Annotated in this window: 7 protein-coding genes; 5 read left to right on the top strand and 2 right to left on the bottom strand. The window is 66.1% G+C overall.

The window, feature by feature from the left end:
• Together QZ670_RS11575 and QZ670_RS11570 are read right to left on the bottom strand one after the other, a co-directional pair.
• Positions 1-771: hypothetical protein (locus QZ670_RS11575; protein WP_294255325.1), on the bottom strand; the 771-nt coding region annotated here is incomplete at its 3' end.
• A 17-nt stretch (positions 772-788) separates the two neighbouring features.
• Positions 789-2,006 (bottom strand): hypothetical protein, encoded by a 1,218-nt coding sequence (locus tag QZ670_RS11570; protein ID WP_294255323.1) that lies wholly within the window; start codon positions 2,004-2,006, stop codon positions 789-791.
• 77 nt (positions 2,007-2,083) lie between these two features.
• Between QZ670_RS11570 and QZ670_RS11565 the strand changes: the two genes are divergently transcribed.
• From QZ670_RS11565 to QZ670_RS11545, 5 genes are read left to right on the top strand one after another with little or no spacing between them, the layout of a single operon-like run.
• Positions 2,084-3,715 carry an ATP-binding cassette domain-containing protein gene (locus QZ670_RS11565; protein ID WP_294255320.1) on the top strand — a complete coding sequence of 544 codons (1,632 nt, stop codon included), beginning with the start codon at positions 2,084-2,086 and terminating at the stop codon, positions 3,713-3,715.
• Positions 3,712-5,865: an ATP-binding cassette domain-containing protein gene (locus tag QZ670_RS11560; protein WP_294255318.1), complete on the top strand. Its 2,154-nt coding sequence runs from the start codon at positions 3,712-3,714 to the stop codon at positions 5,863-5,865. The genes QZ670_RS11565 and QZ670_RS11560 overlap by 4 nt, the downstream gene beginning before the upstream one ends.
• Positions 5,865-7,214, top strand: a complete 1,350-nt coding sequence (locus QZ670_RS11555) for an HlyD family type I secretion periplasmic adaptor subunit (RefSeq protein ID WP_294255316.1) — start codon at positions 5,865-5,867, stop codon at positions 7,212-7,214. The genes QZ670_RS11560 and QZ670_RS11555 overlap by 1 nt, the downstream gene beginning before the upstream one ends.
• Complete coding sequence (locus QZ670_RS11550) at positions 7,214-8,146, top strand: response regulator (RefSeq protein ID WP_294255313.1); 933 nt, start codon at positions 7,214-7,216, stop codon at positions 8,144-8,146. Before QZ670_RS11555 ends, QZ670_RS11550 begins: the two co-directional genes overlap by 1 nt.
• Positions 8,147-8,203: 57 nt before the next feature.
• On the top strand, positions 8,204-11,167 hold the full coding sequence (locus QZ670_RS11545) for a hybrid sensor histidine kinase/response regulator (protein ID WP_294255311.1): 2,964 nt from the start codon (positions 8,204-8,206) through the stop codon (positions 11,165-11,167).
• Positions 11,168-11,183: the final 16 nt, after the last annotated feature.

Below are 11,183 nucleotides of genomic sequence, written 5' to 3'. Positions count from 1 at the left end.
GACCTGCTCGGCGGGTCGGCGGCGCCGGACCAGGCCGGCGATACCGATCTTGTCGTCGATGCCGGGCTCGGCCTGCCGATCATCGACGATGTCGTCGCCGCTGCCGACGTGAACCTGGACCCCGTCGAGGCGCTCACCGGCACCGATATCGATGTGGACCTCGCCGCCGCGCTCGACACGGCGCCGATCGAGAATCAGGCCGCCGCCACGCTCGATCCGATCCTCACCTCTGCGGGTGACCTGCTCGGCGGGTCGACGGCGCCGGACCAGGCCGGCGATACCGATCTCGTTGTCGACGCCGGGCTCGGCCTGCCGATCATCGACGATGTCGCCGCCGCTGCCGCCGTGAACCTCGATCCCGTCGAGGCGCTCACCGGCACCGACATCGACGTGAACCTCGCCGCCACCCTCGACACAGCGCCGGTGGAAGACCAGGCCGCCGCCACGCTCGACCCGATTCTTGCGGCTGCGGGCGACCTGCTCGGCGGGGCGGCGGCGCCCGACCAGAGCGGCGACACCGATCTCGTCGTCGACGCCGGGCTCGGCCTGCCGATCATCGACGATGTCGCCGCCACTGCCGACGTGAACCTGGACCCCGTCGAGGCGCTTACCGGCACCGACATCGATGCAACTGTCGGGGCGACGGCATTGCTCGACGCATCGGCTGGCTTGGCGCCATCCGCGGAGCCAGCGAGCTACCTTACCGAGACGGCGGCGGCGGGTGGATTGTCCGAAGACATCGACATCTTTGGCGCCTTGAGCGACCTGCAATCCAGCGACGTCACCATTCAGGACGTCCTCGCCATGGATCTTGCCGCGACCAGTTCGACCGTCATTTCGGTCGAAACCACGTCGAGCGAGATTCTTGCCCTCGATACAACTGATGTGCTCGCGGTAACCGGCACCATGCTCGCCAGCACCGCGGTACTAAGCCCGGTTGTCGCGACGACGGCCGACACGCTCGCCGTATCTGGTGATCTGGCCAGCACGACGGCGATCGATACGTCGACAGACGCCGGCACGCTGTCGTTGAGCAGCACCTTGTTGGGCTCCACTGGCACAGCCTCACTCCCGGCTATCGTCGACCCGACAAGCACGGTCACGCACGCGACGACCGACACCGGTACGCTTTCCTCGAGCATGACCCTGCTCGGCACCGGCAGCACGGCGTCGCTCACCACGATCGTAGACCATTCGACCATGGCCGCTCCGGCTGCGACCGACACGAGCACGCTCTCGCTCAGCACCCCGCTGCTCAGCGCCGGCACGACCAGCGCGCTCACCACCACCACGGCCCCGACCACGACTGCGCCCGCTACAACCGACATCAGCACGCTCTCGCTGAGCACCTCGCTGCTTAGCTCCGGCACGACCAGCGCGCTCACGACCACCACAACCCCGACCACAACCGCGCCGGCTGCGACCGACACCAGCACGCTCTCGCTGAGCACCTCGCTACTGAGCTCCGGGACGACGAGCGCGCTCGCGACCACCACGGCCCCGAACACAACCGCGCCGGCTGCGACCGACACCAGCACGCTCTCGCTGAGCACCTCGCTGCTGAGCTCCGGGACGACGAGCGCGCTCGCGACCACCACAACCCCGACCACAACCGCGCCGGCTGCGACCGACACCAGCACGCTCTCGCTGAGCACCTCGCTGCTGAGCTCCGGGACGACCAGCGCGCTCGCGACCACCACGGCCCCGACGACGAACACCACGTCTCTGAGCAGCTCGCTGCTCACGTCGAACGCCACCACGTCACCCACAACTACAACCACAACGACGGCGCCGACGACGACCAGCACTCTTTCGCTCACAACGTCCTTGCTGAGTTCGAGCAGCACGGCCACTCCGGCAGCGACCACAACGACTACGACGGCGCCGGCTACCAGTACGTCGTTGAGCACGTCGCTGCTCACGACCAGCAGCACGACAACGCTTGCGCCGACGTCGACCACCACTGCCACCACGTCGTTGACCTCTGCCGTCACGACGTCGCTCAAGACGTCGCTGCTCAGCGGCAGCAAGCTCGGTCTGGTACATTGACATGTTGCTGCCGGGGGGAACAGCGCGGACGCCGGTGGGCACGCTCGTGCTCGCGACGGTCGCGATCAACATTCTAGGGCTGGCGCTGCCGATCGCGACGCAACAGATCTTCAACCGCGTGCTGCGCCATCCCGAAAATGCAACGCTCACCGCCCTGGTGCTGCTCGTCATCCTCGCCGCGGCGATCGAGGGCGGGTTGCGGCTCGGTCGGACCTTCCTCACCCTCCAGGCGGATCGCCGCTTCATCGTGAACGCGATGCACTGGCTGTTCGATCGCACCGTGCAGCGCCAGTCGCTGCACATGACTTCCGGCGCGGCGGCGAGCCTCAAATACACCACCAGCATCTACAAGGCGAAGGAGCGCGCCAACGGCCAACTGCTGGTGGCGAAGGCCGAGCTTCTTTTCCTGCCGCTTTCCGTGGCGGTGATCTTCTACATTTCCTGGATCGCGGGCGCCTGCATCGCAATCTTCATGCTCGGCAGTGCGCTGATCACCTATCGCCAGGCAACGCAGCTGTTCGCGCTGTCGCACGACGGGATCGACGCGGTCGAAACGCGGTTCGCCTTCCTGTTCGCCGTGCTGAAGGCAATGCATCCGCTCAAGGCCGTGGGTGCCGAGCTGCACATGGTCCGGCGCTACGAGCATGTTCAGGCGACGCTGGCCCGCACCCAGCACCAGACCGCGCACTGCATCGCCAGGCTGACCGACCATGGCATCCTCGCCGGCAAGCTGCTGACTGCGATGCTGCTGGTGGTCTGCGCCTATCTGTCGGTCTATCGCGGTATGACGCTGGGGGCGGTATCGGCCACGATCCTGCTGGCGGGCCGGCTGCTGCAGCCCTTGCAGCGGGCGATCTTCATCCTCGTCCAGACACGCGAGTTGCGACAGGCCGAGGACACGCTGTCCAGCCTCGTCGAAGACCCCGTTCCTGCCGACGGACCGCGCGGACAGCATCCGCTACCGGAAAACCTCGGCGCGCTCGCGATGCGGGGCGTGGTGCTCGCCGGATATCCGGACCAGCGCCCGATCCACCTCGACCTGCATCCCGGCGAGACGATCGCGATCCATCCATCCAGCGATCAGGGCGCGACCGTCCTGCTCAAGACGATGGCAGGAATCGTCGCACCGGACGGCGGCACGATCGCCCTCAACGGCGCGCCGCTGGCCGGCTTCGGATCGACGGCCCGCGCGCACGCCGTTGCGTATCTCTCCCCGGACGCACGAATGTTCGATGGCACCATCCGCGACAATGTGACGCGGTTCGGCGAGGCAAGCCAGGCACAGGTGCTGGAAGTCGCGCGCCTGCTCGAAATCGATCGCCGGCTGAACGAACTGCCGAACGGCCTGGAGACGAAAGTCAGCGGGTCGGATGGCGGCGGCATCCCGCCGGGCCTCCAGCAGCAGATCGCGTTGCTGCGGGCGCTGGTGCTGCGCCCCCGCCTGATCCTGTTCGACAATGCCGATCGCGGGCTTGACCGCGACAGCTATGCGCAGCTGGTGCGGTTCCTTGGCCGCATCCGCGATCAGGCCACCATCGTCCTCGTCAGCGACGATGGCAACATCACCGCACTTGCCGACCGCTCCTTCGATCTCGACGGCACCGGCCTCAGCCCCCGCCAGCGGGCTTCCGCAGCACGCGCTACCTATCGGACCTTGAAGCTATGAAGGGTGCCCTAGCCCCCGTCCCCGCCGATCCGGTGGGGGTCGAGCGACTGCGCGTGCTGATCGCCGCGCACGCCAGCCGCCGCGCGGACGATCGCGAGCTGTTCAGCCATCTGCTCAGCCTGTTGTGCGTCACCAGCGGCGCCGAGTTCCAGCTGAAGGACCTGCTCGGCGCGCTGCCGACCGATCAGGACCAGGCACTGTCGGACGCGTTGCTGACGGCAATGGCGAATCTCGGCTTCGAGGCGAGCCGGAGCGGCACCGATCCTCACCAGCGCCGCGCGGGCGCGCATGCCACGCTGTTCATCGGCCCGGACGAACGCTCGCCCTATGTGATCGCACCGGACGAAGCGGGTCAGGTACGCGTTTATGGCAAGGTCGGCTGGAGCCCGACGCTGGACGAACTGCAATCGATCCGCGGCGAGTGCTGGAGCTTTCGCCGAGAATGGCGCGTGCATGCCGCTTCCGAGGACCAGCGCAAGCATACTGGGCATAGCTGGATCCGCGCGCTCGCCGAACATATGCGCGCCGTCGCGGTTCCGGTGATCGGTTCCAGCCTGGCGATCACGGCCCTGGCATTCGCGATGCCGCTGCTCGTCGCAGCATCCTATCGCCAGGTCTTCGGCCTCGCCGACATCGCGGCAATGCCCGGATTTGCGATCGCGGCGATCGGGGTCGTCGTGCTCAGCAAGATCCTGCTGACGATTCGTGCCCGCGCGCTCGCCTGGCTGGCGATCCGGCTGGACTATCTGGTAGGAATCGCATCGTTCGGGCGGCTGGTCGGGCTGCCGGCCGCACTTTCCGACCGCGCCGACGCCAAGGACCAGACGGCGCGGCTGCGCTCGTTCGAGAACATCCGCGATTTTCTTTCAAGTCCCACCGCGTCGACCATCCTGGAGATGCCGATTTCGATCTGCGTTGCGCTGCTGTTCGCGGTGATCGCGCCCAGCCTGAGCGGAGTCATCCTGCTGACCATCGCCGCGTTCCTGCTGCTCTTCTGGGGCATCTGGCGGCGCGTTCGCGTGCAGATGAGCGTTCTGGCAGACGAGGCCACCGAGCTGCAGCGCGTGTCGATCGAGACCTTCGAGAAGCGCGATCTGATCCGCGAATGCGGGCTAGAGGATCGCTGGGCCGACATGCAGCTGCGCAAGATCGCCCGCGAGCAGAAAGCCCAGGGCGGGCTGAACCTGTTGGGGGCGATCAGCGAGACGCTCGCCAATTTCCTGCTGTCGGTGGGCCTGATCGCCCTGGTGGCGCGCGCGGCGGTGCTGGTCACCAGCGGCGGCCTCAGCCCTAGCAGCCTGCTCGGCCTGATGCTCGCCGGCGTGCTGGTGCTCGCACCGTTTCACGGCCTGTGCACGGCGGTCCCCCGTTTCGAACAGGCGCGCAAGAGCATCAAGCAGATCAACGAATTCATGCAGCTGCCGCAGGAAATCCAGCTGACGGCGCCGCAACGCCGTCTGCCCGAGATCCGTGGCAACATCGCCTTCCTCAACACCACCTTTCGCGTTGCCGACACCCGGCCGGTGTTCGTCGGCCTCGATCTCAGCGTTCGTGCCGGCGAAGTGATCGGCATCGCCGGATCGGCCGGATCGGGCAAATCGACCATCCTCAAGATGACGCAGGGGCTGATCGACTGCGCGATGGGCACCATCCACATTGAGGGCATCGACATCCGCCAGCTCGCCGTGGGCGAGCTGCGGCGCCGGATCGGCTATGTCCCACAGGCGCCGCAGCTGCTTCCCGGCACCTATCGCGATAATCTGAACCTGGCCAATCCGCTCTCGACGCCCGAGCAGCAGGCGCGCGTCCTGACCCTGGTGGGGCTGGCCGCCCACCTCCCGATGCTGGATCTGCCGCGCACCGAGGACGTGGAGGAGGAAGCAGATTTCCGTTTCCGCTTCGCGCTGGGACAGGCCCTGCTGGGCGGCAGCAAGCTGCTGCTGATCGACGAGTTTCCCAATTCGCTGATGAGCGCCGAGCTGGGCGCCCTGCTGCGCCGCGTGATCCAGTCCGCGCGCGGCAAGCGCACCGTGCTGTTCGTTTCCCATCGATCGGATTTTCTCGGCCTCGCCGATCGCGTTATCGCCATGCGGTACGGCGCCGTGCCGCAGATCCTATCCTCCGCCGAACTGCTGCAAAGGGCTGCGTGATGCTGCGTCCTCGCCGAAAACTCGTGGCCGCGACGACTGCGCTGGTCAACGTCGCGCCCTGGGAGCGGCGGTCGCTGGTCCTCCCGCTGGGGGTGGAGGAGCGGTTCCCCGAGCGGCTCGCGCGCCAGGCCACGCTGGTCATGGCACTGGCCATTCTGCTGGGGCTGCTGTGGTGCGCCTGTGTCCAGGTGAGCGAAGTCTCGCGCGCCGTCGGCGTGCTGACGCCGATCGCGCTGGAGCAGCAGGTCGATCAGCCCGAAGGCGGCACGGTCGCGGCACTTCTGGTGCGCGAGGGACAAGTGGTCGAGCGCGGGCAACCGCTGCTCCGGCTGAACGACGGCGTGACGCCGCAGGATCTTGCCGTCGCTCGCGGCCGGCGGGACGGTATCGTCGCACAGATCGCCGCGGTCGAGGCGCTGCGTGCCGGGCACGCGCCGCGCTTCGATGGTGCGGCGCTGAGCAGCGAGGCTGCCGCCAGCACCGCGAGTGCGGTGGCCCGGCTGCAGACCAGTGCCGCCGAGCGCGGCCAGCTTGCGCAGCAGGCAGCGCAGGCCGCTGCCAACGCGGCAGCCGTGCAGGCCGAACTGGCGACCGCCACCAGCGATCTTGGCCTGATCACGACCGAGCGCGACCGCTACAGGACGCTCCTCGACAAGGGGCTGACGACCGCGACCGCTTTCACCCAGCGCGAGCGGATCCTGGTCGAATCGCGCGGTCGCGTTGCGCAGCTGCGCCACCAGCTCAGCGCGGCGCAGAGCCGGCTGGGCGAAGCGAACCGGGCGATGGCTGCCTATACCGCGCGTGGTTCGCTGGAGTTGAGCGAACAGCTCCGCGTGCTCCGCGCCCAGCTCGCCGAAATCGACGGGGATGTGGCCAAGAAGAGCGGACGGAGCGACCGGCTCGTGGTCCGCAGCCCGGTGCGCGGCATCGTCAAGAAGCTGGCGGTCAACGGCATCGGCGAGGTGCTGGCGCCCGGCGCCCCGGTGGCGACGATTGTGCCGACCGGTTCGCCGCTCTATGTCGATGCGCAGGTCGCGGCATCGGAAATCGGCTATCTGCGCACCGGCATGAACGCCAAGATCAAGGTCAGCGCGTTCGACTTCACGCGTTTCGGCTGGATCGAAGGCGCGGTACGCGCGATCTCGCCCTCTTCCTTCACGGACCCGCAGGGCCGGCGCTTCTACCGCGTGGAGATCGCGTTGCACGACGGCGCGTTCAAGCACGGCGCCGGCAAGCTGCTGCCCGGCATGGACGTGGAAGCGGATATCATCACCGGGCACAAGACGATGCTCAACTATCTGCTGAGCCCGGTTCGCCGCGGCTTCGATTCGGCCTTCTCGGAACACTGATGCCCGACGCAACACATCCCAACGGCGGCAAGGTGCAAGGACGGGTGCTGCTCGTCGAAGACGACCGCATGTCGCGCATGCTGGTCACCGGACATATCGAGCAGCTCGGCTACACGGTCGAAAGCGCGGGCAATGGTGCCGACGCCTATACCATGCTTCGGGAAAATCCGGCGCGTGCTGATATCGTCGTCAGCGATCGGATGATGCCGGTGATGGACGGGCTTGCGCTCACGCGGCGCATCAAGCGCGACCCGGCGCTGCAGGCACTTCCGGTGGTGCTGCTCACCGGTGCGGCGGAGGCGGCCGATATTGCAGACGGCGTGGCGGCGGGTGCATTTTACTACCTCACAAAGCCGGTGGAGCCGGCGCTGCTCGCCCAGGTGCTGGAATCTGCCCGCAAAGAGATCGTCCGCACGCAGCGGATCCGCGAGGTGCTGGCGTCGCACCAGGGCGCCTTCTCCAACATGCAGGAGGTCAAGTTCGCGCTGACCGCCCCGTCCGAAGTGGAAGGCGTGGCCGGTCTGCTCGCGAGCCTGGCGCCGGTGCCGGAGAAGATCCTGCCAGGCCTGATCGATCTGATCGGCAATGCCGTCGAACATGGTCGCCTGCGGATCGGCCTGGAAGCGAAACATAGCCTCACCGAAAGCGGCCAATTCGACGCCGAGATCCAAAGGCGAATGCAGGATCCTGCCTATGGGGGCCTCGTATTGGCAAGTGCGGTGCGCGCGGCGGACGGTATTCGCTTCATGGTCAAGGATCCCGGTGTCGGATTCAACTGGCGCCGGTTCATTCACCCCGACCCCTCACGCGCAAACGCTGCTTCCGGTCGGGGCATCGCACGGGCGGCGATTATCTTTGATCGGGTCGTCTATAATGAAGAAGGAAATCTAGCAGTCGCTTTGCATACGCCGAGACGGTCAGAGCGCTGGTGAAAGGCTGATCCGGTGCCAGGAAATTCGAAAGTCCATCTTCGTGCGCTTCAGGTGTCCATGGGAGCAGCACTTTCGATTCTAGGCGGCATCTCGATCTGGTTTTCGATCACCACGCTCCATGACGCCCGCAGCCAGTTCGAGATCGAAAGCGACGTTCTTTCCGGGGATCTCCAGGCAACCTTCGACAAGGTCGCCGTCCGCCTCAAGGATGCCGGTGTCTACATCGAGTCCGGCGTCGCAAATCGCGTCGCGGAGAAGTTCCGGTCCGGAGGTGTTCGTCAGTCGTCTTACCTGACCGACATGGGCTATTTCGACTTGCCGCAGGACACGGTTCGGTCCTTCAAGAAAGCGGCCGCCGAAGCCGTAGGCAGCGCCGAACCGGAGCTGATCGCCCTCAAGGCGTTGGCGCTGAAGTCCCCGGGCTTTGCCGTCGCACTCCCCGCCGCGCGCCTCCCGCGCCTGTTCCCGAAGGTGGCCAGGAACAGCCTGATCATGGCGCAGGCATCGCCGAACGCGATCGATCCGGCGCATGGCTGGTACCTTGAATATGGCGTGATCGACCTCGAGCGGGCGGCGCGCGATCTGCGCACAAGGGCACGCTATACCAGCCTGGAGCGGATTGAGGACGGCGAGAACGGTGCGTCGCTTCTGGCCTTCGCACCGGACGACATCGCTTGGTGGGAACGGGTCTTCCGACCGGGGCGCCATGCGAACGAAGTATTGCTCACCAAGAACATGCCCATTCGCGTCCACTTCCAGCAACGGCTGGCGTTCGTGGGCCGCTTTCTCGTGGTTGGGATGGGCATCCTGCTCGTCGCGCTGCTCATCCTGATGATCTCCACGATCAACCAACGCATCCGCCAACGCCAAACCAAGGCGCTGCAACTGGCGCTGCGGAACGCGGAGTCGTCGAACGAAGCGAAAAGCACGTTCCTTGCCAACATGAGCCACGAGATCCGTACCCCGCTCAACGGCGTGCTCGGCATGGCCGAACTGTTGAGCCGTACGCCATTGAACGAAAACCAAAGCCGCTATGCCCAGCAAATCAAGCAATCGGGCAATGCGCTGCTCGCGATCCTGAACGACATTCTGGATATCGCCAAGCTGGAAGAGGGCATGCTTGCCATCGATCCGGTACGGACCAACATTCCGGAGCTGTTCCAGGAGGTCGTAACCTTCTACGCGGGCAAGGCGGCCGAAAAGGCCGTCAGTCTTCTCGTGGAGATCGACCCGGCCATGCCCGAATTCGCCATGATCGATCCCATGCGCTTGCGGCAGGTCCTGGGCAACCTGCTGTCGAATGCGATCAAGTTCACAGAGCGGGGCGAGGTGGTCGCCGCGGCCCGCGCCGACGCACGCGGCGACGGCATGGACCTCGTGGTCTCGGTACAGGACTCCGGTATCGGCATCCCTGCCGAACACCAGTCCAAGCTGTTCCAGCGCTTCACCCAGGCCGAATCGGGCACTGCGCGCTCCTATGGCGGCACCGGGCTGGGTCTGGCGATCTGCCGCCAGCTGGTCGAGCTGATGGGGGGCACGATCGCGTTCGAAAGCACCGAGGGCGTCGGCACCACCTTCTCCTTTCGCGTGCCGCTGGTCGCGGCCGAAGCCAGGGTGCCCACGCAGGAACACGACACGCTGGTCGGTGTCGTCACCGCTTCGACAAATGTGCGCCGCATTGTGTCCGATGCATTGGCCGAAGTCGGCATCGGCTGTCTGCCGCTGACCCCGGAGACCGCCGAAGTGGTGCTGCGCGAGCAAGCGGGCACGATCAGCGGCTTGGTGATCGACGAAGGCCATGACATCCATGCGGCCAGCACCCTGTGGCAGACCCTGATGCGCAACGCCCCGTTCGAAGGGCGGGGCTGGGCCGTCGTGCTGGGCGACAAACAGGCGCACCGGCTGTACATGTCGTTCGACAAGGCCCTCATCAAGCCGTTCATGCCGCGTGCGCTCGCCAAGGCCGTCGTCGACCTGATCGAGCGGAACCGATCCGGCGACATGGCGCCGCAGACCACGACCGAAATCCGCAGACCATCGCCCGTCGCGCCGGCATCTTCGCAACCCCGCTTTGGAGGCAAGCGGCTGTTGCTGGTCGACGACAACCAGATCAACCGCCTTGTCGGCGAAGAACTGCTGCGGCCCTTCGGCTTCGACATTGTGACAGCAGCGGACGGTCTCAAGGCCATCGAGGCGGCGCAGAATGGCGACTTCGATCTCATCTTCATGGACTGCCGGATGCCCAACATGGACGGCTATGATGCTACCGCTCGGATCCGGGCCAGCATGGCAGCCGGCACCGTCCGGCGCGCGCCGATCGTCGCGGTCACGGCGAATGCGATGAAGGGCGATCGTGAGCGCTGCCTGGAGGCAGGCATGGATGCCTTCCTCTCCAAGCCGCTTCGTATTCGCGAAGTGACCGACGTGCTGGATGCTCTCGTCGTTCAGGGCATGCTGCCTCTGGGTGGTGCGGACGACACACCAGCCAACACGGCTGCAGCAACCGAACCGGCTCCCGAGGTTCGCGCGGCGATCCCGGTGGCGTCGGCTCTTAGCGCAGCGCCGGTCGCAGCACCTGCCCCACCTCCGCCTCCGGTTCCCATAGCAACCCGGTCAGTGCCCGAGCCCGTACCATCACCGCCGCCGCCATCGGGAGCGAATGATCGACCGCGCGTGTTGCTGTTCGACCGAAGCATCTTCGACGAAACCCGGGACGCAGTGAACGGCTTTGACGCGCTACTGGAGATCTTCCGTAGTGACAGCGAAGAACACTTGAAGACACTGCGAGAGTCTCTGACCGCAGGTGAGTTCGAGGCAGCCATCCTGCCTGCGCATACGATAAAAAGCTCGGGGAAGATCGTCGGAGCGACCGGCCTCAGTGCGCTGGCCGAAGCGATGGAGACCCGATTGCGCAATCGGCAAGGCGTAACCCAGGAACAACTTCTGAGCATCCATGCGCAGATGCGCATCATCTTCGACAAGACCTTGGTCGCAATCGATCAGTATCAATCAGCGCGCTGAGCGGTTGCGGCATGAC

This window comes from uncultured Sphingomonas sp., assembly GCF_913774285.1.
In the GTDB taxonomy this organism is placed as follows: Bacteria; Pseudomonadota; Alphaproteobacteria; order Sphingomonadales; family Sphingomonadaceae; genus Sphingomonas.
The sequence above is the reverse complement of the archived record's forward strand: the minus strand, read 5'-3'. Positions and strand labels throughout refer to the sequence as shown.

Coding starts and splice junctions, on each gene's coding strand:
- QZ670_RS11560 (WP_294255318.1), top strand. CDS start 3,712: ATGAAGGGTGCCCTAGCCCCCGTCCCCGCCGATCCGGTGGGGGTCGAG.
- QZ670_RS11555 (WP_294255316.1), top strand. CDS start 5,865: ATGCTGCGTCCTCGCCGAAAACTCGTGGCCGCGACGACTGCGCTGGTC.
- QZ670_RS11550 (WP_294255313.1), top strand. CDS start 7,214: ATGCCCGACGCAACACATCCCAACGGCGGCAAGGTGCAAGGACGGGTG.
- QZ670_RS11545 (WP_294255311.1), top strand. CDS start 8,204: ATGGGAGCAGCACTTTCGATTCTAGGCGGCATCTCGATCTGGTTTTCG.